The organism is Enterobacter sp. CFEC122 (genome assembly GCF_052983755.1).
In genome coordinates, this window is sequence record NZ_JBRIQR010000004.1 from 114,514 (window position 1) to 137,937 (window position 23,424).

The following is a 23,424-nucleotide window of genomic DNA, read 5'->3' on the forward strand; positions in this document are numbered from 1 at the left end:
CAGACCCGCAAGGTAAAATTTATACGGCACTGCCGTTGGAGAATGTTATGACCGATTTAACTGCAAGCAGCCTGCGCGCGTTGAAACTGATGGACCTGACTACCCTGAACGATGACGACACCAATGAGAAAGTCATCGCTCTGTGCCATCAGGCGAAAACGCCGGTGGGCAACACCGCAGCCGTCTGTATCTACCCGCGCTTTATCCCGATTGCCCGTAAGACGCTGAACGAGCAGGGCACCCCGGACGTGCGCATTGCAACCGTCACTAACTTCCCGCATGGCAACGATGATATCGAGATTGCGCTGGCAGAAACCCGCGCGGCGATTGCCTACGGCGCAGACGAAGTGGACGTGGTGTTCCCGTACCGCGCGCTGATCGCCGGCAACGAGCAGGTCGGTTTTGACCTGGTGAAGGCCTGTAAAGACGCGTGTGCGGCGGCAAACGTGCTGCTGAAAGTGATCATCGAAACCGGCGAGCTGAAAGAAGAGGCGCTGATTCGCAAAGCCTCTGAAATCTCCATCAAAGCCGGTGCGGATTTTATTAAAACCTCTACCGGTAAAGTACCGGTAAATGCGACCCCGGAAAGCGCGCGCATCATGATGGAAGTGATCCGCGACATGGGCGTGTCCAAAACCGTGGGCTTCAAACCTGCGGGCGGCGTGCGTACCGCGGAAGACGCGCAGCAGTTCCTGGCGATTGCCGACGAGCTGTTCGGCGCCGACTGGGCCGATTCCCGTCACTACCGCTTCGGTGCGTCCAGCCTGCTGGCCAGCCTGCTGAAGGCGCTGGGTCACGGCGACGGTAAGAGCGCAAGCAGCTACTAAGTTTGAATTGCCGGGTGGCGCCACGCTTACCCGGCCTACCCGGATCGTGGTCGGGTAAACCGTACCCGCCACCATTCACCCGATTCCTCATGGGGGTTACCGTGTTTCTCGCACAAGAAATTATTCGTAAAAAACGTGATGGTCATGCATTAAGCGACGAAGAGATCCGCTTCTTCATCAACGGCATTCGTGATAACACCGTCTCTGAAGGGCAGATTGCGGCTCTGGCGATGACCATTTTCTTCCACGATATGTCGATGCCTGAGCGCGTGTCGCTGACCATGGCGATGCGAGATTCAGGAACCGTTCTGGACTGGAAAAGCCTCAACCTTAACGGCCCGATTGTGGATAAACACTCCACCGGCGGCGTGGGCGACGTGACCTCCCTGATGCTTGGCCCCATGGTGGCAGCCTGTGGCGGTTATATCCCGATGATCTCCGGGCGCGGCCTGGGCCACACCGGCGGTACGCTCGACAAACTGGAAGCCATTCCGGGCTTCGATATCTTCCCGGATGACAACCGCTTCCGCGACATTATTAAAGACGTTGGTGTGGCGATTATCGGCCAGACCAGCTCTCTTGCTCCGGCAGACAAGCGTTTCTACGCGACCCGCGACATCACCGCGACCGTTGACTCCATCCCGCTGATCACCGCCTCTATCCTGGCGAAGAAGCTGGCAGAAGGGCTGGACGCGCTGGTGATGGACGTGAAGGTAGGCAGCGGCGCGTTTATGCCAACCTATGAACTCTCTGAGGCGCTGGCCGAAGCGATCGTTGGCGTCTCCAACGGCGCGGGCGTGCGCACTACCGCACTGCTCACCGACATGAACCAGGTGCTGGCTTCCAGCGCCGGTAACGCCGTCGAAGTGCGTGAAGCCGTCCAGTTCCTGACGGGCGAATACCGCAACCCGCGTCTGTTCGACGTCACCATGGCGCTGTGCGTGGAGATGTTAATCTCCGGCAAGCTTGCCAAAGACGACGCCGACGCCCGCGCGAAGCTACAGGCGGTACTGGACAACGGCAAAGCGGCGGAGATCTTTGGCCACATGGTTGCGGCGCAGAAAGGCCCGACCGACTTCGTCGAAAACTATGCGAAGTACCTGCCGACCGCGACGCTCAGCAAAGCGGTGTATGCCGACAGCGAAGGGTTTGTCTCGGCAATGGATACCCGCGCGCTGGGTATGGCGGTCGTGTCTATGGGCGGCGGCCGTCGTCAGGCGTCAGATACCATTGATTACAGCGTCGGCTTCACCGATATGGCCCGTCTGGGCGACAGCGTTGACGGGCAACGTCCGCTGGCGGTGATCCACGCCAAAGATGAAGCCAGCTGGCAGGAAGCGGCGAAAGCGGTGAAGGCGGCTATTACGCTTGACAATAAAGCGCCGGAAACCACACCGACTGTCTATCGCCGTATCACCGAATAGCGGTATACTGATCTGATCGATAATTTTTGAAGCACTACGTACGGAGAACAATTATGAAACGTGCATTTATTATGGTGCTGGACTCATTCGGCATCGGCGCAACCGAAGATGCAGAACGTTTTGGTGACGTGGGTTCCGATACCATGGGTCACATCGCGGAAGCCTGTGCGAAAGGCGAAGCGGATAACGGTCGTAAAGGCCCTCTGACTCTACCCAACCTGACCCGCCTTGGGCTGGTGAAAGCACATGAAGGTTCTACCGGTAAAATCGCAGCCGGTATGGACGGCAATGCGGAAGTCGTGGGCGCCTATGCCTGGGCGCACGAGCTCTCCTCCGGTAAAGACACCCCGTCTGGCCACTGGGAAATCGCCGGTGTGCCGGTGCTGTTCGACTGGGGTTACTTCTCCGATCACGAGAACAGCTTCCCGCAGGAGCTGCTCGATAAGCTGGTGAAGCGTGCCAACCTGCCGGGTTACCTCGGCAACTGCCACTCCTCCGGTACCGTAATTCTGGATCAGCTCGGCGAAGAGCATATGAAAACCGGCAAGCCGATTTTCTACACTTCTGCTGACTCCGTGTTCCAGATTGCCTGCCACGAAGAGACCTTTGGCCTGGATAAACTCTACGAGCTGTGCGAAATCGCCCGTGAAGAGCTGACCGAAGGCGGCTACAACATTGGCCGCGTGATCGCGCGTCCGTTTATTGGTGACAAAGCGGGTAACTTCCAGCGTACCGGTAACCGTCACGATCTGGCCGTTGAGCCGCCGGCGCCAACCGTGCTGCAGAAGCTGGTTGATGAGAAAGGCGGTCACGTGGTTTCTGTAGGTAAAATCGCGGATATCTACGCTAACTGCGGCATCACCAAAAAGGTCAAAGCGACCGGACTCGATGCGCTGTTCGATGCCACCATCAAAGAGATGAAAGAAGCGGGCGACAAGACCATTGTCTTCACCAACTTCGTCGACTTCGACTCCTCCTGGGGTCACCGTCGCGACGTAGCGGGTTATGCTGCGGGTCTTGAGCTGTTCGACCGCCGCCTGCCGGAGCTGATGGAGCTGGTGGGTGAAGATGACATTCTGATCCTGACCGCGGACCACGGCTGCGATCCAACCTGGACCGGTACCGATCACACCCGTGAGCACATTCCGGTGCTGGTGTACGGCCCGAAAGTGAAGCCGGGTTCGCTGGGTCACCGTGAAACCTTCGCGGACATTGGCCAGACCCTGGCGAAATACTTTGGTACGTCTGACATGGAATATGGCAAGGCCATGTTCTGATGTCATTGCCCGGTGGCGCTTCGCTTACCGGGCCTACGGTTTTGTAGGCCGGGTAAGGCGTAGCCGCCACCCGGCAAAAACAACAAGTTAAAAGGAACTGAAGATGGCAACTCCTCACATTAATGCAGAAATGGGTGATTTCGCTGACGTCGTATTGATGCCGGGCGACCCGCTGCGCGCGAAGCACATTGCAGAAACCTTCCTGGAAGACGTGCGTGAAGTGAACAACGTTCGCGGCATGCTGGGCTTCACGGGTACTTATAAAGGCCGCAAAATCTCCGTTATGGGCCACGGCATGGGTATCCCATCCTGCTCCATCTACACCAAAGAGCTGATCACCGATTTCGGTGTGAAGAAAATCATCCGCGTAGGCTCCTGCGGTGCGGTGCGTATGGACGTTAAGCTGCGTGACGTGGTGATCGGCATGGGCGCGTGTACCGACTCTAAAGTCAACCGCATCCGCTTTAAAGATCATGACTTTGCGGCCATCGCTGACTTTGACATGGTGCGTAACGCGGTTGACGCGGCAAAAGCGCTGGGCGTTGACGCGCGCGTGGGCAACCTGTTCTCTGCCGATCTGTTCTACTCGCCAGAAGGCGACATGTTCGACGTGATGGAAAAATACGGCATCCTGGGCGTGGAAATGGAAGCGGCCGGTATCTACGGCGTAGCGGCTGAATTCGGTGCGAAAGCGCTGACCATCTGCACCGTATCTGACCATATCCGTACCCACGAGCAGACTACCGCTGCCGAGCGTCAGACCACCTTCAACGACATGATCAAAATCGCGCTGGAATCCGTTCTGCTGGGCGATAAAGAGTAATTCTGTCTCTTCCCTCCCTCTCCCTGTGGGAGAGGGCTGGGGTGAGGGCACCAGCTAGCGCACGGCCTGCGCAATCCACGCTGACAGCTCCCGCAGCTCATTTTCCTGCTCCGGGAAATCCCCAATTAACGCGTCACATTCCTGCTGCAGCATATCCGCCCGGTACAAACAGCCCTGCAAGCGTGCCGCAAGGGCTTCCAGTGGCCCCGGATTCAGACTGTCCGTAAACACCTGCGTGCGGGTGATATGACCTTTCTCGACGTCAAAATGCAGCTCCACGCCGCCCCAGGTAAAACGCTCATCCAGCAGATGGGAAAATGCAGGTGCCTGACCGAAGTTCCACTCCCAGCTGCTCTGGCGGGCGAAGGTTTCCGCGAAGTTTGGCAGGTCCGGGGTTTTGTCCGGTGAAATCACTTCTGCTTCCACGCGCTCGCCGTAATGCGCAAAGAACGCCTCGCGCACGGCCTCACAGATTTGCTCGTGTGTAACGCCCGGCAGCAGTTCCACCAGATTCGCCACGCGCCCGCGCACGGAGGTGATGCCCTTAGCCTGTAGCTTTTTCTTATCTGGATTAAGGTAGTTAGCCAGACGGCTGAGATCGGCGTTCAGCAGCAGGGTGCCGTGGTGGAATCCGCGATCCATCGTTTCGCGATAGGCAGAGCCGGATACCTTGCGGTCGCCATCGGGTGTTTTGACCACCAGATCGTTACGTCCGGAGGCTTCAGCCGTCACGCCGAGCGAATTGAGCGCGTTGAGGACGATGGACGTTGAGATGGTTTTGTCGTATTCCGGTTTGCCCGCCATAAAGGTAAAGCAGGTATTGCCCAGATCGTGGAATACCGCGCCGCCGCCGCTGCTGCGGCGCGCCAGACGGACGTTGTCCTCTTCCATACGGCGGGTGTTGCACTCTTTCCACGGGTTTTGCGCACGACCAATAACCACCGTATCGGCATTGCGCCAGAGAAACAGTACGCGCTGGGTGGCAGGCATCTGGCGGAAGATGCACTCCTCCACTGCCAGGTTAAACCAGGGATCGTAAGAGTCAGAGATAAGCAGGCGTAACGTCGACATGGCAGAGTTCCTTTTCCGAATCATCCGCCTACTTTATCACTATTCTTTCTTCTCGCTCTCTTCGTCTTCGGGGACTGACCGGCTGGCGGTCAGCAGGAACGGGGATTGCTGCCAGCGCGTGCGCTTGCCGCGAAGCAGGGTACGCGCCAGCACAACGCCGATGGCGAGTGAAAGCAGCAGCATCAGGCGCAGAATGTTGGTGGTATTATCGACCTGTTTGGCTTCCGTGGGCAGGGTGTGGGTATCAAGGGTGAGGCGCAGATAGCCCAGCGGGCCATTCTTCCCCTGAATAGGTTCAACAAGCTGTTGGTTGAAGTAGCCGCCGGCTTTTTTGCCGTCCAGCGCCAGCCTGTCGCGCACGTCGACGTGCTCACCCGCGCGGGCAATCAGGTTGCCTTGCTCATCATAGACACCGGCATCAAGAATGCGGCTGTTCTCCGTGAGCAGGCGTAAAACCTGGCCTATCCGCTTCTCGTCAGGCGTTTCGTTACGCATGGACGGCGCGACGTTGAGCGTGACCTGGCGTGCCAGCGTGCGGGCCAGCTCTTCAAACTGCGGGTTGCGTTGCCGTTGATGGTTCTGGCTAAACCACGATGCCCCTTGCATCAGCACCACTAAGAGTGCGAGACAGGAAAGGACAATCACGGCGCGATGGAGCCGGAATTTCAGTTTTGCGCGAGCCATATTCCACCTGCTGAAAATTTACGGCTTAATGTTGCCAGAAGTGATGGTTACAGGGTAGCCTCATGCGTTATTTTCCCTCTGCAACCTTCCGGCGCGAACGAAATTACAGGAGCTTTAATGCCGAACATTACCTGGTGTGACCTGCCAACGGATGTCTCTTTATGGCCAGGATTGCCGCTCTCTTTAAGTGGCGATGAGGTGATGCCTCTGGATTACCACGCCGGTCGTAGCGGCTGGCTGCTGTATGGACGCGGTCTGGATAAGCAACGCCTGACCCAGTATCAAACCAAACTGGGGGCCGCGATGGTCATCGTCGCCGCCTGGTGCGTGGAAGACTACCAGGTCATTCGCCTGGCGGGATCTCTGACCCAGCGCGCCACGCGCCTGGCGCATGACGCCGGGCTGGATGTCGCACCGCTGGGCAAAATTCCGCACCTGAAAACGCCTGGCCTGCTGGTCATGGACATGGACTCTACCGCCATTCAGATCGAGTGTATCGACGAAATTGCGAAGCTGGCGGGCAGCGGCGAGCTGGTGGCTGAAGTCACCGAGCGTGCGATGCGCGGCGAGCTGGATTTCACCGCCAGCCTGCGACAGCGCGTGGCGACCCTGAAAGGGGCCGATGCCAACATTCTGCGTCAGGTGCGCGATGAACTGCCCCTGATGCCAGGGCTGACGCAGCTGGTGCTGAAGCTGCAGTCCCTCGGCTGGAAGGTGGCGATCGCCTCCGGTGGCTTCACCTTCTTCGCGGATTATCTGCGGGAAAAACTGCATCTGACCACCGTGGTGGCCAACGAGCTGGAGATCATGGACGGCAAGCTGACCGGTCAGGTGATCGGCGATATTGTGGATGCCCAGTACAAAGCCAATACGCTAACGCGCCTCGCGGAAAAATATGAAATTCCGGTTGTCCAGACCGTCGCCATCGGTGACGGCGCGAACGACCTGCCGATGATCAAAGCGGCCGGCCTGGGCATTGCCTACCATGCCAAGCCAAAAGTGAATGAAAAGACGGAAGTGACTATCCGTCACGCTGACCTGATGGGGGTGTTCTGCATTCTCTCCGGCAGCCTTAATCAGAAATAACGGTCTGCTTTGTAGGCCGGGTAAGCGTAAGCGCCACCCGGCTCGCAGGCCGCAGAGAAATAACGAGGTAAACCGTGGCGAAAGCTCCAAAACGCGCATTTGTCTGTAATGAATGTGGTGCGGATTATCCGCGCTGGCAGGGGCAATGTAGCGCCTGCCATGCCTGGAACACCATCACCGAAGTGCGTGGTGTGGCGGCTTCGCCGAGCGTGGCGCGCAATGAACGCCTGAGTGGCTATGCGGGCAATGCGGGCGTGTCGAAGGTACAAAAACTTTCAGACATCAGCCTGGAGGCGCTGCCGCGCTTCTCCACCGGCTTCAAGGAATTTGACCGCGTGCTCGGCGGCGGCGTGGTGCCGGGCAGCGCCATTTTGATCGGCGGTAACCCGGGCGCGGGTAAATCGACTCTGCTGCTGCAAACGCTTTGTAAGCTCGCCGAACAGATGAAAACCCTGTACGTCACGGGCGAAGAATCACTCCAGCAGGTGGCGATGCGCGCGCACCGCCTGGGCCTGCCGACCGGCAACCTGAATATGCTGTCGGAAACCAGCATCGAGCAGATCTGCATGATCGCCGAAGAAGAGCAGCCGAAGCTGATGGTGATCGACTCCATCCAGGTGATGCACATGGCGGACATCCAGTCCTCGCCGGGCAGCGTCGCGCAGGTGCGTGAAACCGCGGCCTACCTGACGCGCTTTGCCAAAACGCGCGGCGTGGCGATTGTGATGGTGGGTCACGTGACCAAAGACGGCTCGCTGGCGGGACCGAAGGTGCTCGAACACTGTATCGACTGCTCCGTGATGCTCGACGGCGACGCAGACTCTCGCTTCCGTACCCTGCGCAGCCATAAAAACCGCTTTGGGGCGGTTAACGAACTGGGCGTGTTTGCCATGACCGAACAGGGGCTGCGCGAAGTCAGCAACCCGTCGGCCATCTTCCTGAGCCGGGGAGATGAAATCACCTCCGGCAGCTCGGTGATGGTGCTGTGGGAAGGGACGCGCCCGCTGCTCGTCGAAATTCAGGCACTGGTGGATCACTCGATGATGGGCAACCCGCGGCGCGTGGCGGTCGGTCTGGAACAGAACCGCCTGGCAATCCTGCTGGCGGTCCTGCACCGTCACGGCGGGCTGCAGATGGCGGATCAGGACGTCTTCGTGAACGTGGTCGGCGGCGTCAAAGTCACCGAGACCAGCGCTGACCTGGCGCTGCTGCTGGCGATGGTCTCCAGCCTGCGCGACAGACCGCTGCCGCAGGATCTGGTCGTCTTTGGCGAAGTGGGCCTTGCCGGGGAAATCCGTCCGGTGCCGAGCGGGCAGGAGCGAATCTCCGAGGCGGCAAAACACGGTTTCCGTCGGGCTATCGTTCCCGCTGCCAACGTGCCGAAAAAAATCCCGGAAGGGATGCAGGTTTTTGGCGTGAAGAAACTCGCAGATGCGTTAAATGTCTTTGACGACTTATAATTACGTATTCGATTTTGCAGGAGGCACCGTAATTTATGTCATCATTTGACTACATCAAGACCGCTATCCGCCAGAAGGGCTGCACGCTGCAGCAGGTGGCAGACGCCAGCGGCATGACCAAAGGCTACCTGAGCCAACTGCTGAACGCCAAAATCAAAAGCCCCAGCGCGCAGAAGCTGGAAGCGCTGCACCGCTTTCTGGGGCTGGAATTCCCGCGTATGCAAAAGAACATCGGCGTGGTGTTCGGCAAGTTTTACCCGCTGCATACCGGGCATATCTATCTGATCCAGCGCGCCTGTAGCCAGGTGGACGAGCTGCACATCATCATGGGGTACGACGAAACCCGCGATCGTCAGCTGTTTGAAGACAGCGCCATGTCGCAGCAGCCGACCGTGCCGGACCGTCTGCGCTGGCTGCTTCAGACCTTCAAGTACCAGAAAAACATTCGCATTCATGCCTTTAACGAAGAGGGTATGGAGCCGTACCCGCACGGCTGGGACGTGTGGAGCAACGGCATCAAAGCGTTTATGGAAGAGAAGGGCATTGCGCCTAACTGGATCTACACCTCTGAAGAGTCCGACGCGCCGCAGTTCCGCGAGCATCTGGGCATCGAGACGGTGCTGATCGATCCGAAACGCACCTTCATGAACATCAGCGGAGCGCAGATCCGCGAAAACCCGTTCCGCTACTGGGATTACATTCCGACCGAAGTGAAGCCGTTCTTCGTGCGCACGGTAGCTATTCTGGGCGGCGAGTCGAGCGGTAAATCAACGCTGGTCAACAAGCTTGCTAACATCTTCAACACCACCAGCGCGTGGGAGTACGGCCGTGACTATGTCTTCTCGCACCTGGGCGGCGACGAGATGGCGCTGCAGTATTCCGACTACGACAAAATCGCGCTTGGTCATGCCCAGTACATTGATTTCGCGGTGAAATACGCCAATAAAGTCGCCTTTATTGATACCGATTTCGTCACCACGCAGGCGTTCTGCAAAAAGTACGAAGGGCGCGAGCACCCGTTCGTGCAGGCGCTGATTGACGAATACCGCTTTGACCTGGTGATCCTGCTGGAAAACAACACCCCGTGGGTGGCCGACGGGATGCGCAGCCTCGGCAGCTCGGTGGACAGGCGGGAATTCCAGTCCATGCTGGTGGAGATGCTCAACGAAAACAACGTTGAGTTTGTGCACGTTGAAGAGTCAGACTACGACTCCCGTTTCCTGCGCTGCGTCGAACTGGTGAAGGAGATGATGGGGGAGCAGGGTTAATAACTTTCCCCTCACGCTAACCCTCTCCCTTTGGGAGAGGGCCGGAGTGAGGGAATCAGTCCACTCAGAACTCAACCACCACTTTCCCACGCATATGCCCGTCCAGCACCTTGCGGTGCGCCTCGGTAATGCTTTCCACGCTCAGCCCGTGCAGCGTTTCACTCAGTGAGCTTTCGACCACGCCGTTATCCACCAGCTTCGCGACTTCGTCCAGGATCTCTCCCTGACGCGCCATATCAGCGGTCTGGTACATGCTGCGGGTGTACATAAATTCCCAGTGCAGGGCGGCGGATTTGGACTTCAGCTTGTCCTGGTTCAGCGGGTGTTCATTCTCCACGATAGAACAGATATGCCCCTGCGGTGCAATCAGGTCGCTGACCGCATCCCAGTGCCCGTCGGTGTCGTTGAGGATGAAAATGTAATCCACAAAGGTCAGCCCGTGCTTCGCCAGTTCGCCTTTCAGATCGCGGTAGTTCACCACCACATCTGCACCGCGATCGTGGCACCACCGGGCGGAATCTTCACGGGACGCGGTTGCGATCACCTTTACCTTGCTGTTGTGCTTCGCAAACGGGATCGCCAGCGATCCCACCCCGCCCGCCCCGCCGACGATCAGCAGGGTTTTGTCCGTACCGGCATCCTGAATATTCAGCCGTTCAAACAGGCCTTCCCACGCGGTGAGCGCGGTCAACGGCAGCGCGGCGGCAGCCGCCCAGCCGAGGCTTGACGGTTTGTGCCCGACAATGCGCGCATCGATCAGCTGATGCGTGGTGTTGCTGCCCGGACGGGTGATGTCGCCTGCGTACCACACTTCATCTCCCGGTTTGAATCCGGTGACGCCAGCCCCAACGGCTTTGACGATCCCGCTGGCATCCCAACCCAGCACGCGCGGCTCCTTCAGCCCGCTTTTAGCAATGCCCGCGTGGACTTTGGTATCGACCGGGTTAACGGAGACGGCTTTCACCTCCACCAGCAGATCGTGCTCGCCGGGCTGTGGCATCGGTGGGGTGATTTCAATGAAGGTGGACGGATTTTCCGGGTTTACGGCAATGGCTTTAACTGACATGGTGTGCTCCTCAATGGCATGCGTTTTGTTGAGGCTAGTCTATTAAGTGGCCAGCTGCATGATAAGATGGACAATCAAGAACTCAGCGTTCGTACAGGATGAACAATCATGTTTAAACAGCTGCAGGATATGGCGCTTTTCGCGCTGGTGGCCGAGATGGGCAGCTTTACCGCGGCAGCCCAGAAGGCGGAGCTGCCAAAATCCAGCGTGAGCCAGCGGATTAGCCAGCTGGAGCAGCAGGTGGGCATTCGCCTGCTTAACCGCACCACGCGCAGGCTGAACCTGACGTTTGCGGGTGAACACTATCTTGTCCACTGCCGGGAGATGCTGGCGGCCAGCGAGCGGGCGGAGTACGCCATTCAGCGCCTGCGCGAAAACCCAAGCGGGCGGCTTCGCATCACCTGCCCGGCAGGGATTGGTGCGACGCTGCTGGCGCATATGAATGCCGAGTTCCAGCTTCGCTATCCTGAGGTTTCGCTGGACGTGTCGATCTCTGATGACGTGGTGGATCTGGTTGAGGCCGGCTTTGACGTGGCGCTGCGTACCGGCAAGCCGCAGGACTCCTCCCTGATTGGCCGCATGATCGGGCACTGTCCGCGCTACATGCTGGCCTCGCCGGACTATCTGGCGCGCCGTGGGCCGCTAACGCATCCCCGTCAGCTGGTGGAGCACCGCAGCATTACGCATCGGGCGTGGTCAGAGTGGCTTCTGCGAAGCGAGAGCGAGGATTACCGCTACCTGCCGGATAACGCGCACATGACCGACAACCTGGTATACGCCCGCGAATGTGCGATTGCCGGTGCGGGGATTACGCTCCTTCCGGCTTTTTTGCTGGAAGATAAGGTCGAGAAAGGGGCGCTGGTGCAGGTACTGCCGGAGTGGAATGTTGAAGGAAACGACCTGTGGCTGGCCTATCCGAGCCGTAAGCTCAACTCACCCGCGCTGATGAGCTATATCGACTTTGCAATGCAGTTTGACGAGGTGAAGCGGTATTACGTGGGTAAATAAAAAAGCCGGGTGGCGGCTTCGCCTTACCCGGCCTACAAACAGCGCAGAACCGTAGGCCGGGTAAGCGTGAGCGCCACCCGGCTTTTGGGCACTTACTTAGAAATACGCTTGTACTTAATACGCTTCGGCTCCAGCGCGTCGGCGCCCAGCGTGCGTTTCTTGTACTCTTCGTATTCGGTGAAGTTACCTTCGAAGAACTCCACTTTACCTTCATCCTGGTAGTCCAGAATGTGGGTCGCGATACGGTCGAGGAACCAGCGGTCGTGCGAGATAACCATTGCACAGCCCGGGAACTCCAGCAGGGCGTTTTCCAGCGCGCGCAGGGTTTCGATATCCAGGTCGTTGGTTGGTTCATCGAGCAGCAGAACGTTACCGCCTACCTGCAGCAGCTTCGCCAGGTGCAGACGTCCGCGCTCACCGCCGGACAGCTCGCCCACGCGTTTGCCCTGGTCGGTGCCTTTGAAGTTAAAGCGGCCAACGTAGGCGCGGCTTGGCATCTCGGTGTTGCCGATACGCATGATATCCAGACCGCCGGAGACTTCTTCCCACACGGTTTTGCTGTTATCCATCGCGTCGCGGAACTGGTCAACGGAGGCCAGCTTCACGGTCTCACCCAGGGTGATAGAGCCGCTGTCTGGCTGTTCCTGACCGGACATCATGCGGAACAGGGTCGATTTACCCGCGCCGTTCGGACCGATGATGCCCACGATAGCGCCTTTCGGTACGGAGAAGGTCAGATCGTCGATCAGCACGCGGTCGCCGTAGGACTTACGCAGGTTGGTCACTTCAACCACTTTATCCCCCAGACGTGCTCCAGGTGGAATAAACAGTTCGTTGGTTTCGTTACGTTTCTGGTATTCGGTGTTGTTCAGCTCTTCGAAGCGTGCCAGACGGGCTTTGCCCTTAGACTGACGGCCTTTCGTGCCCTGACGCACCCACTCCAGCTCTTTCTCGATAGACTTACGGCGCGCCGCTTCCTGAGACGCTTCCTGAGCCAGACGCTGATCTTTCTGCTCCAGCCAGGAGGAGTAGTTGCCTTCCCACGGAATACCTTCACCGCGGTCCAGCTCCAGGATCCAGCCGGCGACGTTGTCGAGGAAGTAACGGTCGTGGGTGATCGCCACAACGGTGCCTTCGAAGTCGTGCAGGAAGCGCTCCAGCCACGCCACGGATTCCGCATCCAGGTGGTTAGTCGGTTCGTCGAGCAGCAGCATGTCTGGTTTTTCCAGCAGCAGGCGGCACAGCGCCACGCGGCGGCGTTCCCCCCCGGAGAGGTTCGCGATTTTTGCATCCCAGTCCGGCAGACGCAGGGCATCCGCCGCGCGCTCCAGCTGCACGTTCAGGTTGTGACCGTCGTGCGCCTGGATGATCTCTTCATACTTGCCCTGCTGTGCGGCCAGCTTGTCGAAGTCCGCATCCGGTTCGGCATATTTGGCATACACTTCATCCAGACCTTTCAGGGCGTTAACCACTTCGGACACCGCTTCTTCAACGGATTCGCGAACGGTGTGTTCCGGGTTCAGCTGAGGTTCCTGCGGCAGGTAGCCAATCTTGATGCCAGGCTGCGGACGGGCTTCACCTTCGATGTCTGTATCAATGCCGGCCATGATGCGCAGCAGGGTGGACTTACCGGCACCGTTGAGACCCAGAACACCGATTTTTGCGCCCGGGAAGAAGCTCAGCGAGATATTTTTAAGAATATGACGTTTCGGCGGGACAACTTTGCCGACACGATGCATGGTATAAACGAATTGAGCCACGTTGGACTTCGCCTCTTTTATCGTAATGAGAAGGAATTTCAGCCTCGAAGTGTAGCCTTTTTCCCGCCCTAATCCCAGCCAGGAACGTCGGGAGTGTTAAAACGCGCAAGAAAGGTAAAAAAGTGTCCATGACGTGGCGCGTTGCAGGATGCCTGGTTAGCATAAGTTAATGAGACTTTGACGTGGCAAGACGCTGCAATTGACGAAAAAACAATGAGGAAGAGCTTGTGGAAAAAGCCAAACGGGTGGTCTGGCGTCTGCTGGCTGCCAGCGTATGCGTAATGGCGGTAAGCCAGGCGGTGCATGCCGATTCACTGGATGAACAACGTAACCGGTATGCCCAGATTAAACAGGCATGGGACAACAAGCAGATGGATACCGTGCAGGCGCTGATGCCGACGCTCAAGGATTATCCGCTGTATCCGTATCTGGAGTATCGTCAAATTACGGACGATCTCATGAACCAGCCCACCGTTACCGTGAATAACTTCATTCAGGCGAACCCGACCCTGCCGCCAGCCCGGAATCTTCAGTCTCGTTTTGTGAACGAACTGGCGCGACGTGAAGACTGGCGCGGGCTGCTGGCGTTTAGCCCTGAAAAGCCGAATACCACCGAAGCGCAGTGTAACTACTACTACGCAAAATGGGCGACCGGCCAGCAGGAAGAGGCCTGGGCCGGGGCGAAAGAGCTCTGGCTGACCGGGAAAAACCAGCCGAACGCCTGTGATTCCCTGTTCGGCGCGTGGCGTGCTTCCGGCAAGCAGGATCCGCTGTCCTACCTCGAGCGTATCCGCCTGGCGATGAAAGCCGGTAATACGCGTCTGGTGACTGCGCTGGCGGGGCAGATGCCGTCCGATTACCAGACTATCTCCACGGCAGTTATTTCGCTGGCAAACGATCCCAACAGCGTCCTGACCTTTGCCCGCAGTACGGGCGCGACCGATTTTACCCGCCAGATGGCGGCGGTGGCTTTTGCCAGCGTGGCGCGTGACGATGTGGAAAACGCGCGGCTGATGATCCCGCAGCTGGTGCAGGCGCAGCAGCTTAATGAGGAGCAAACGCAGGAGCTGCGCGATATCGTGGCGTGGCGACTAATGGGCACCGATGTGACCGACGAGCAGGCGCGCTGGCGAGACGATGCGATTATGCGTTCGAACTCCACGTCGCTGGTGGAACGCCGCGTGCGCATGGCGCTGGGTACTGGCGACCGTCGTGGGCTCAATACCTGGCTCGCCCGGTTGCCTATGGAGGCCAAGGAGAAAGATGAATGGCGCTACTGGCAGGCCGATCTGCTGCTGGAGCGCGGTCGTGATGATGAGGCCAAAGAAATTCTTCATACGCTGATGCAGCAGCGCGGGTTCTACCCGATGGCGGCCGCGCAGCGCCTGGGCGAGGAGTACACCTTCCGCATTGATAAAGCGCCCGCTAACGCGAATCCGGCGCTGACCCAGGGGCCAGAAATGGCGCGCGTTCGCGAGCTGATGTACTGGAATATGGACAACACCGCGCGCAGCGAGTGGGCGAATCTGGTGACCAGCCGCACCACCGATGAAAAAGCTCAGCTTGCCCGCTATGCGTTTGATAACCACTGGTGGGATCTGAGCGTGCAGGCGACGATCGCCGGTAAGCTGTGGGATCATCTCGAAGAGCGTTTCCCGCTGGCTTACAAGGATCTGTTCGATCGTTACACCAGCGGCAAAGATATCCCGCAAAGTTACGCGATGGCGATTGCCCGTCAGGAAAGCGCCTGGAACCCGAAAGTCCGTTCCCCGGTGGGCGCCAGCGGCCTGATGCAGATTATGCCGGGAACGGCGACGCACACGGTGAAGATGTTTAACATCCCTGGATACAGTAGCCCGTCACAGCTTCTCGATCCGGATACCAACATCAACATCGGTACCAGCTACCTGCAGTATGTGTATCAGCAGTTCGGCAATAACCGTATCTTCGCGTCGGCGGCGTATAACGCGGGGCCGGGTCGCGTGCGCACCTGGCTCGGCAACAGCGCCGGACGCATCGACGCCGTGGCGTTTGTCGAGAGCATCCCGTTCTCGGAAACGCGCGGCTACGTGAAGAACGTGCTGGCTTATGACGCCTACTATCGCTACTTCATGGGGCAGAAAGATACCCTGATGAGCGATGCCGAGTGGCAGAGACGTTACTGATCGGCGTGGGTTGTGTTATGCTGTACTCGCTAATGAGTACAAGAGGCAGCATAACATGACCCAGCATTCCCCGTATTCCTCGGCAATGGCCGAACAACGTCATCAGGAGTGGCTTCGTTTTGTGGAGCTGCTTCGCCAGTCTTACGAGCAGGATTTGCATTTACCCCTGATGCAGCTAATGCTCACGCCGGACGAGCGTGAGGCGCTGGGCACGCGCGTGCGGATCATTGAAGAGCTGCTGCGCGGCGAGATGAGCCAGCGCGAGCTGAAAAATGAGCTCGGCGCGGGCATTGCGACGATTACCCGCGGATCGAACAGCCTGAAGTCGGCGCCCGTTGAGCTGCGCCAGTGGCTGGAAGCGGTGTTGTTGAAAAACGTCTAACGATAGATCGCGTTATGGAACGGGCTTAACGCCAGGATCACCGCCTGATGGTAAACGCCTGAACGCGTCAGCGCGCCTGCGGTAAAGACGCCAATCGCCCCTTCTTTACGGCCAATCTCATCAATGCCGGTGTACTGCGACATCACCGGCCCAAGCGCTTCACCCGCACGCACTTTTTCCAGAATGATCTCCGGCAGGGGCAGGGTGGCCGAACGCGCCTCGCCGCGCTGCTCGCGGCTTTCGATCACCACCCAGCTAAAGGTTGCGCCTTCGTCGATACCGGCTTCAATCGCCACCCAAAAGTCCGCATCCGGGGCCGCAGCTCTGGCATTTGCCACGCGATTTCGTGCGCCAGCGCGCGTTTCCTCGCTGCCAAACGGCTGTTCAGGAACGCCACTCTCGACGCCGATGGCCTCAATATGGCAGGATCCTGCGCCGAAGATCTCGTCAAATGCCCTTAGAATTGCCTGAATTTTGGCAGGATTAGTGGTAGCAGAGACAACATGGTGCATAATTAAGCTCGATTCAAAAAAAACTCATCGCAGTATAACGGAAAAAAAGCATGTTACAGGTATACCTTGTTCGCCACGGTGAAACGCAGTGGAACGCCGAGCGACGTATTCAAGGCCAGTCAGACAGTCCTCTCACTGAGAAGGGTGTGCAGCAAGCGTGGCAGGTGGCGGAACGCGCCAGAACGCTGGGCATTACCCACGTGATTACCAGCGATTTAGGTCGCACACAGCAGACGGCGCGCATCATCGCAGACGCCTGTGGCTGTGACGTCATGCTTGAGCCGCGCCTGCGCGAGCTGGATATGGGCGTGCTGGAAAAACGCCATATCGATACGCTGACGGAAACGGAAGAGGGCTGGCGTCGCACGCTGGTGAACGGTACCGAAGATGGCCGTATTCCTGAGGGCGAATCCATGCAGGAGCTCAGCGTACGCATGCATGCCGCCCTGGCGGAATGCCTGAAGCTCCCGGCAGGAAGCCGTCCGCTGCTGGTGAGTCATGGGATTGCGTTGGGATGCCTGGTGAGCACCATTCTGGGACTACCGGCTTACGCTGAGCGCCGTTTGCGTCTGCGCAACTGCTCTATTTCCCGAATTGATTATCAGGAGAGCGCGTGGCTGGCGTCAGGTTGGGTGGTGGAGATGGCAGGGGACATTTCGCATCTCGATGCCCCTGCGCTTGACGAACTGCAGCGTTAACGACGTATCGGAATCAAGAATTCCATACGCAGATTGATGGGGCCTTCTTCCGGTTTGGCATCCTGCGCCGGGTAGTAGCGCTCAATGTCCTGACCTTTACGGCGATTCAGATTCAGCATCGGCATGCAGGTCCCGTAAACGGTCAGGATGAACTCCTGAACCCCCGTTCCCAGCCCTTCATAGGCGAACATCACATATTCACCGCCTTCCAGCACGACAGGTTTTGAACCCTGAATGTAGCCATTGGCCATCTCTGGCGTCAGCGCGGTGGTGTAGAACACCTCCTGCTCGTCGTCCTTTTCCTGGCTTGGGTGCGTTTCGTTGAGACCATACAGAATAGGCGGGATCGCCGGTGCGTGGCTCAGGAAGTCGCGCCAGAACTGGACGCGCATCTGATGACGGAACTCGGAAATCTGCTTCAGCGAACAGGAGTAGCTCTGCGTCGTGCCGATCAGATGGGTTTCCGGCAGGGTAATAATTTCATACTTCGGCATCGCGAACTCGCCCAGACGCAGCGGCGGACGCATGCCAAACGAGCTCCAGTCAGGCGAGCGACGATACAACGCTGGCGTCAACGAGAACTGTTTTTTAAAGGCGCGGGTGAAGGTCTGCTGCGAATCGAAACGATATTGCAGGGCAATATCCAGAATCGGGCGCGCGGTCAGGCGCAGAGCCACAGCAGATTTCGATAAACGACGTGCGCGAATATAGGCCCCGATAGCATGACCGGTGACATCCTTGAACATCCTTTGCAGATGCCACTTGGAATAGCCTGCTTTAGCCGCCACATTATCCAGTGACAAAGGCTGGTCGAGATGACCTTCCAGCCAGGTGAGCAGGTCGCGAATAATTCCAGCCTGATCCATATACTATCCTCATCCTTAAAACAGCAGGTGCCTGATAACAGGTTAGCGGATAATAGCATTTTTTGATGTTTTAGCATTCAGTGTTTTTTTTGCGCTTTCATGCTTTTTGTAGGGCATTATGGGTAAATATATTCTAATCCTGTGATCTTGCTACATTTTTGTCTAAAGTGTTGAATAATCGCTCAGTGTAATTTTAAAGAATGGTAACAATATGAAATACAAGACTTTGCTCTTCACCGCGCTGATGTTGATGGCCGGGCGCGTGGCACAGGCGGAACAGATAGGTTCTGTCGACACCGTGTTCAAAATGTTTGGCCCGGACCACAAAATCGTGGTCGAGGCGTTTGACGATCCGGACGTGAAAAACGTCACCTGCTATGTCAGCCGTGCGAAAACGGGCGGTATCAAGGGCGGTCTGGGGCTGGCGGAAGACACCTCCGATGCGGCGATCTCTTGTCAGCAGGTGGGCCCGGTTGAATTGAGCGATAAAATTAAAAACGGCAAAGCGCAGGGCGACGTGGTATTCCAGAAACGAACCTCTCTGGTGTTCAAAAAGCTGCAGGTTGTGCGTTTCTATGATGCCAAACGCAATACGCTGGCTTACCTGGCCTATTCCGATAAAGTGGTAGAAGGTTCACCGAAAAACGCGATCAGCGCGGTGCCGATTATGCCGTGGCAGTAATTCAGGGATGAATCATGCAACAACCTGTGGTCTGGCTGGTTGAAGACGAAACCAGTATCGCCGATACGCTGATCTACATGCTTCAGCAGGAAGGATTCGCGGTAAAGGCGTTTGAACGCGGCTTACCCGTGTTGGAGGAGGCGCGGCGGCAGGTTCCGGCGCTCGCCATTCTGGATGTCGGACTGCCCGACATCAGCGGGTTTGAGCTTTGCCGTCGGCTGCTGGCGCAGCATCCCTCGCTGCCTGTGCTGTTTCTGACGGCGCGCAGTGATGAAGTCGATAAGCTGCTTGGCCTGGAAATGGGCGCTGATGACTACGTTGCGAAACCTTTCTCCCCTCGTGAAGTCTGCGCCCGGGTGCGGACGATTTTGAGGCGCATGCAAAAATCCGCTGTACCGTCAGAAACGTTGCGTATCGGGCAGTTTGAACTGAACGAACCTGCCGCGCGAATCAGCTGGTGCGGGGAAGCACTGCCCCTGACCCGCTACGAATTCTTGCTGCTCAAAACCTTGTTACAGGCACCCGGGCGGGTCTTTTCGCGTCAGCAGCTCATGGACAAGGTATGGGGTGAAGACGGCGACAGCTTCGATCGTACCGTGGACACCCACATCAAAACCCTGCGCGCCAAGCTGCGGGCGGTGAACGAGGAACTGTCCCCCATCAGCACCCATCGCGGTATGGGCTACAGTCTGGGCCTTTACTGATGCGCATTGGGATGCGGTTGTTGCTGGGATATTTCCTCATCGTGGCCATTGCCGCGTGGTTTGTGCTGTCGATCTTTGTTCAGGAAGTGAAGCCCGGCGTGCGCAGGGCAACCGAGGGCACGTTAATCGATACCGCGACCCTGTTGGCCGAAATCGGACGTGATGATTTGCTTTCGGGTCATGCGCAGCAGGGCAAGCTGGCACAGGCCTTTTCCCAGCTTCATCAGCGCCCTTTCCGCGCCAATATCGGCGGGATCCATAAAGTGCGTAACGAGTATCACGTCTACATGACCGATGCGCAGGGCCGCGTCGTGTTTGATTCCGCCGGTCTGGCCGTGGGGCAAGATTACTCGCGCTGGAACGATGTCTGGCTGACGCTTCGCGGCGAATACGGCGCGCGCAGTACCCAGAGCCATCCCGACGATCCGGAGAGCACGGTGATGTATGTTGCCGCGCCGGTTGTGGATCAGGGCAAGATTATCGGCGTGCTGTCCGTGGGGAAACCGAACAGCGCGATGGCGCCGGTGATTCACCGCAGCGAGCGACGGATACTGTGGGCAGGCGGGGCGCTGCTCGGCATTGCCCTGCTGATTGGCCTCGTTGTGGCATGGTGGATCAATCGATCTATCGGTACGTTATCGCGCTATGCCGACTCGGTGACCACGGATACACCTCTCCCGCTGCCTAATCCTGGCAGCAGCGAACTGCACAAGCTGGCCCAGGCGCTGGAGAATATGCGCATTCGCCTTGAAGGGAAAAACTACATTGAACGCTATGTCCATGCGCTGACCCATGAGCTGAAAAGCCCCATCGCCGCTATACGCGGCGCGGCAGAAATTCTCTCCGAGCAGCCACCGCCGCAGGTTGCCGCGCGGTTTATCGATAATATTCTGGTGCAAAATGCGCGCATGCAGTCGCTGGTTGAAAAGCTGCTCACTCAGGCGCGGCTTGAAAATCGGGTCGAGATTACGCCTCAGACCGTCCGCGTCGATCTGCTGTTTACGCGGCTTGCCGATGCGCGCTCGGCGGTGTTGGCGGCAAAAGAGATTGCGCTGACCCTCCAGCCCGCTTCGCTTCATGTTGAAGGCGATCCCGATCTGCTCGAACAGGCGCTCGGCAATTTGCTGGATAACGCTATCGATTTTACCCCGCAGGGCGGTGCTATTGAACTGGCGGCCCGGGAGGTGCACGGGCAGATACAGCTTCTCGTCACCGACAGCGGAAACGGGATCCCGGATTATGCGCTGGAGCGAATTTTTGAGCGTTTTTATTCCCTGCCGCGCGAGAACGGGTTGAAGAGCAGCGGGCTCGGGTTGGCGTTTGTCCAGGAGGTGGCGCGTCTGCATCAGGGAGAGGTTACATTGCGTAATCGTGATGAAGGTGGCGTGATGGCCACGCTGAGACTTCACCGTCCCTTCACATAACTTCAAACTGACCCCACACAGCCTGGTTACGCTCTCCTCATCACAAAGGAGACGTAATGATGAAATCCCCCCTGTTCTGGAAAGTCAGCACCCTGCTGGGGTGCATTCTGCTGCTGTTAGTTCCGCTGTTTATGGTGAGTAACCTCATTTCAGAGCGTGAAAGCTACCGTAACGATGTCGAAAATACGCTTCGCCAGAGTACCAGTGGACCGCAAAAACTGGTCGGCCCGCTGATTGCTATCCCGGTGACGGAGATCTTCTACAAGTTAGAGGATGAGAAGAACGTCGAATACAAGAAAAGCTATATGCGCTTTATCCTGCCTGAGTCTCTGCTGGTTGAGGGTAACCAGCACGTTGAGTCCCGAAATATCGGTATTTATGACGGGCAGATCTGGAACACTAAACTCAACATAAAAGCGCGGTTCAACACCGAAAAAATCACGCAGCTGAAAGGGGAGGCGATGACCCTGGGGCAGCCGTTTATCGTTGTTGGCGTGGGCGACGCTCGCGGTATTGGCACGGTGAACGTCTCCAGTATCAACGGTGAGACGCTGGGCGTAGAGCCGGGTTCAGGCGTGTATGGGGGGCTTTCCGGGATTCATATCCCGCTGACGGACAAAGCGCTGGAGCCAAAAACGTTTGTCATGGAGATGTCGCTGAATCTGGCAGGCACGGGAAGTTTTGCCGTGGTGCCTGTGGGACGTAACAGTGAAATGGCGCTGAACAGCAACTGGCCACATCCAGGCTTTATGGGTAACTATCTGCCGGTGAAGCACAAAATTGGTGATTCCGGTTTCCAGGCGAACTGGCAGAGCAGCTGGTTTGCGAACAACCTTGAGAGCTGGTTCAACGGCAGTGAATCTCCGGCGTGGGAGTCGATCCCCGCTTTCAGCGTCACGGTGGCCACGCCCGCCGATCAGTATCAACTGACTGACCGGGCGATAAAGTACGCTATTTTACTGATTGCGCTGACGTTTATGGCCTTCTTTGTTTTCGAAACTCTGACCGGACTGCGCCTGCACCCGATGCAGTATCTGCTGGTGGGGCTGTCGCTGGTGCTGTTCTATCTGGTGCTGTTGGCGCTGTCAGAACACGTCGGCTTTACGCCAGCCTGGGTTGTTGCAAGTCTGGTTGGCGCGGCGATGAACGGGATGTACCTGCGGGCTGTGCTGAAAAGCTGGAAGCGTAGCGGGCTGTTCGTGCTGGCCCTGCTGGGGCTGGACGTGGTGATGTGGTTCTTGCTGCGCTCGGAGGATAGCGCGCTGCTGTTGGGGTCAGCGGTGCTGGCGCTGGCACTGTTCGCCGTGATGTACCTGACCCGACATCTCGACTGGTATTCACTTTCACAGCCGAAGCGGCCTGAGCCACCTGCATCGCCGGATGACGATACGATGCGGATCTGGAAATAAAAAAAAACGGCGCAAATGCGCCGTTTTTTAATGCGTTAACTGCGGGATTACTCTTGCAGGTCACCGCAGAAACGGTACCCTTCGCCGTGGATCGTGGCGATGATTTCCGGCGTATCTGGCGTAGATTCGAAGTGCTTACGAATACGACGGATGGTGACGTCTACGGTACGGTCGTGCGGCTTCAGCTCACGGCCGGTCATTTTCTTCAGCAGCTCTGCACGGGACTGGATCTTGCCCGGGTTTTCGCAGAAGTGCAGCATCGCGCGGAATTCACTGCGCGGCAGTTTATACTGCTCGCCGTTCGGGCTAATCAGCGAACGGCTATTGATATCAAGTTCCCAGCCGTTGAATTTGTAGCTATCGACGCTACGACGCTCTTCGCTGACCGTGCCCAGGTTCATGGTGCGGGACAGCAGGTTGCGTGCACGAATGGTTAACTCGCGAGGGTTGAACGGCTTGGTGATGTAATCATCCGCACCGATTTCCAGGCCAAGAATTTTATCAACTTCGTTGTCACGGCCCGTCAGGAACATTAACGCGACGTTCGCCTGCTCGCGCAGTTCGCGCGCCAGAAGAAGACCGTTTTTGCCCGGCAGGTTAATATCCATGATCACCAGGTTGATATCATTTTCAGAAAGGATCTGATGCATCTCTGCGCCATCGGTCGCTTCAAAGACATCGTAGCCTTCTGCTTCGAAAATGCTCTTTAACGTGTTGCGTGTTACCAACTCGTCTTCAACGATAAGAATGTGCGGGGTCTGCATGTTTGCTACCTAAATTGCCAACTAAATCGAAACAGGAAGTACAAAAGTCCCTGACCTGCCTGAT

At 57.6% G+C, this 23,424-nt stretch carries 22 protein-coding genes; 15 read left to right on the forward strand and 7 right to left on the reverse strand.

Annotation, left to right across the window (positions count from 1 at the left end):
* The first annotated feature begins 47 nt into the window (after positions 1 to 47).
* The 4 genes from deoC to deoD all read left to right on the forward strand — a co-directional run bounded on the left by deoC (position 48) and on the right by deoD (position 4,351).
* Positions 48 to 827 carry a deoxyribose-phosphate aldolase gene (gene deoC, locus ACVCAM_RS04915; protein WP_023293328.1) on the forward strand — a complete coding sequence of 260 codons (780 nt, stop codon included), beginning with the start codon at positions 48 to 50 and terminating at the stop codon, positions 825 to 827.
* 101 nt (positions 828 to 928) lie between these two features.
* Positions 929 to 2,251, forward strand: a complete 1,323-nt coding sequence (gene deoA / locus ACVCAM_RS04920; protein ID WP_407223043.1) for a thymidine phosphorylase — start codon at positions 929 to 931, stop codon at positions 2,249 to 2,251.
* A 53-nt stretch (positions 2,252 to 2,304) separates the two neighbouring features.
* Positions 2,305 to 3,528, forward strand: a complete 1,224-nt coding sequence (gene deoB / locus ACVCAM_RS04925) for a phosphopentomutase (RefSeq protein ID WP_025912138.1) — start codon at positions 2,305 to 2,307, stop codon at positions 3,526 to 3,528.
* A gap of 103 nt (positions 3,529 to 3,631) precedes the next feature.
* Positions 3,632 to 4,351 carry a purine-nucleoside phosphorylase gene (gene deoD / locus ACVCAM_RS04930; RefSeq protein ID WP_003856538.1) on the forward strand — a complete coding sequence of 240 codons (720 nt, stop codon included), beginning with the start codon at positions 3,632 to 3,634 and terminating at the stop codon, positions 4,349 to 4,351.
* A gap of 54 nt (positions 4,352 to 4,405) precedes the next feature.
* Here deoD and lplA read toward each other — a convergent pair whose 3' ends face one another.
* Together lplA and ACVCAM_RS04940 are read right to left on the reverse strand one after the other, a co-directional pair.
* Positions 4,406 to 5,422 (reverse strand): lipoate--protein ligase LplA, encoded by a 1,017-nt coding sequence (gene lplA, locus ACVCAM_RS04935; protein WP_023293326.1) that lies wholly within the window; start codon positions 5,420 to 5,422, stop codon positions 4,406 to 4,408.
* A 39-nt stretch (positions 5,423 to 5,461) separates the two neighbouring features.
* Complete coding sequence (locus ACVCAM_RS04940; protein ID WP_008502067.1) at positions 5,462 to 6,106, reverse strand: YtjB family periplasmic protein; 645 nt, start codon at positions 6,104 to 6,106, stop codon at positions 5,462 to 5,464.
* 117 nt (positions 6,107 to 6,223) lie between these two features.
* On the opposite strand from ACVCAM_RS04940, the gene serB reads away from it, so the two are divergent.
* From serB to nadR, 3 genes are all read left to right on the forward strand, one after another.
* Positions 6,224 to 7,192, forward strand: a complete 969-nt coding sequence (serB, locus tag ACVCAM_RS04945; protein ID WP_021240580.1) for a phosphoserine phosphatase — start codon at positions 6,224 to 6,226, stop codon at positions 7,190 to 7,192.
* 74 nt (positions 7,193 to 7,266) lie between these two features.
* Positions 7,267 to 8,652 (forward strand): DNA repair protein RadA, encoded by a 1,386-nt coding sequence (gene radA, locus ACVCAM_RS04950; protein WP_003856523.1) that lies wholly within the window; start codon positions 7,267 to 7,269, stop codon positions 8,650 to 8,652.
* Between the two features lie 35 nt (positions 8,653 to 8,687).
* Positions 8,688 to 9,920, forward strand: a complete 1,233-nt coding sequence (nadR, locus tag ACVCAM_RS04955) for a multifunctional transcriptional regulator/nicotinamide-nucleotide adenylyltransferase/ribosylnicotinamide kinase NadR (protein WP_006810194.1) — start codon at positions 8,688 to 8,690, stop codon at positions 9,918 to 9,920.
* 64 nt (positions 9,921 to 9,984) lie between these two features.
* Here nadR and ACVCAM_RS04960 read toward each other — a convergent pair whose 3' ends face one another.
* The gene (locus ACVCAM_RS04960; protein ID WP_348581703.1) at positions 9,985 to 10,986 is read right to left on the reverse strand and encodes a zinc-binding alcohol dehydrogenase family protein; all 1,002 of its coding nucleotides are present in this window, start codon (positions 10,984 to 10,986) and stop codon (positions 9,985 to 9,987) included.
* 108 nt (positions 10,987 to 11,094) lie between these two features.
* On the opposite strand from ACVCAM_RS04960, the gene ACVCAM_RS04965 reads away from it, so the two are divergent.
* Entirely contained in the window at positions 11,095 to 11,994 is a 900-nt protein-coding gene (locus tag ACVCAM_RS04965; RefSeq protein ID WP_021240577.1) for a LysR family transcriptional regulator, read from the forward strand.
* Positions 11,995 to 12,086: 92 nt separating this feature from the next.
* Here the strand turns inward: ACVCAM_RS04965 and ettA are convergent, their stop codons facing one another.
* On the reverse strand, positions 12,087 to 13,754 hold the full coding sequence (ettA, locus tag ACVCAM_RS04970; RefSeq protein ID WP_021240576.1) for an energy-dependent translational throttle protein EttA: 1,668 nt from the start codon (positions 13,752 to 13,754) through the stop codon (positions 12,087 to 12,089).
* 227 nt (positions 13,755 to 13,981) lie between these two features.
* Between ettA and sltY the strand changes: the two genes are divergently transcribed.
* Entirely contained in the window at positions 13,982 to 15,919 is a 1,938-nt protein-coding gene (gene sltY / locus ACVCAM_RS04975; protein WP_058657703.1) for a murein transglycosylase, read from the forward strand.
* 55 nt (positions 15,920 to 15,974) lie between these two features.
* Positions 15,975 to 16,301: a trp operon repressor gene (trpR, locus tag ACVCAM_RS04980; RefSeq protein WP_407223044.1), complete on the forward strand. Its 327-nt coding sequence runs from the start codon at positions 15,975 to 15,977 to the stop codon at positions 16,299 to 16,301.
* Here the strand turns inward: trpR and yjjX are convergent.
* The gene (gene yjjX / locus ACVCAM_RS04985) at positions 16,298 to 16,813 is read right to left on the reverse strand and encodes an inosine/xanthosine triphosphatase (protein WP_008502058.1); all 516 of its coding nucleotides are present in this window, start codon (positions 16,811 to 16,813) and stop codon (positions 16,298 to 16,300) included. The two genes, trpR and yjjX, sit on opposite strands and share 4 nt — an antisense overlap.
* A gap of 50 nt (positions 16,814 to 16,863) precedes the next feature.
* Here yjjX and gpmB point away from each other — a divergent pair, with 50 nt between their 5' ends.
* Entirely contained in the window at positions 16,864 to 17,511 is a 648-nt protein-coding gene (gene gpmB / locus ACVCAM_RS04990) for a 2,3-diphosphoglycerate-dependent phosphoglycerate mutase GpmB (protein ID WP_008502057.1), read from the forward strand.
* Here the strand turns inward: gpmB and robA are convergent.
* The gene (gene robA / locus ACVCAM_RS04995) at positions 17,508 to 18,377 is read right to left on the reverse strand and encodes an MDR efflux pump AcrAB transcriptional activator RobA (protein ID WP_447093544.1); all 870 of its coding nucleotides are present in this window, start codon (positions 18,375 to 18,377) and stop codon (positions 17,508 to 17,510) included. The genes gpmB and robA overlap by 4 nt on opposite strands.
* 211 nt (positions 18,378 to 18,588) lie before the next feature.
* Here robA and creA point away from each other — a divergent pair, with 211 nt between their 5' ends.
* The 4 genes from creA to creD are packed head-to-tail and all read left to right on the forward strand — an operon-like array spanning position 18,589 to position 22,596.
* Complete coding sequence (creA, locus tag ACVCAM_RS05000) at positions 18,589 to 19,059, forward strand: protein CreA (RefSeq protein WP_021240573.1); 471 nt, start codon at positions 18,589 to 18,591, stop codon at positions 19,057 to 19,059.
* Between the two features lie 14 nt (positions 19,060 to 19,073).
* The gene (creB, locus tag ACVCAM_RS05005; protein ID WP_021240572.1) at positions 19,074 to 19,763 is read left to right on the forward strand and encodes a two-component system response regulator CreB; all 690 of its coding nucleotides are present in this window, start codon (positions 19,074 to 19,076) and stop codon (positions 19,761 to 19,763) included.
* Entirely contained in the window at positions 19,763 to 21,187 is a 1,425-nt protein-coding gene (creC, locus tag ACVCAM_RS05010) for a two-component system sensor histidine kinase CreC (protein WP_025912141.1), read from the forward strand. Before creB ends, creC begins: the two co-directional genes overlap by 1 nt.
* 56 nt (positions 21,188 to 21,243) lie before the next feature.
* On the forward strand, positions 21,244 to 22,596 hold the full coding sequence (gene creD / locus ACVCAM_RS05015) for a cell envelope integrity protein CreD (RefSeq protein ID WP_021240570.1): 1,353 nt from the start codon (positions 21,244 to 21,246) through the stop codon (positions 22,594 to 22,596).
* Between the two features lie 47 nt (positions 22,597 to 22,643).
* Here creD and arcA read toward each other — a convergent pair whose 3' ends face one another.
* Positions 22,644 to 23,360, reverse strand: a complete 717-nt coding sequence (arcA, locus tag ACVCAM_RS05020) for a two-component system response regulator ArcA (protein ID WP_003856501.1) — start codon at positions 23,358 to 23,360, stop codon at positions 22,644 to 22,646.
* Positions 23,361 to 23,424 lie beyond the last annotated feature (64 nt).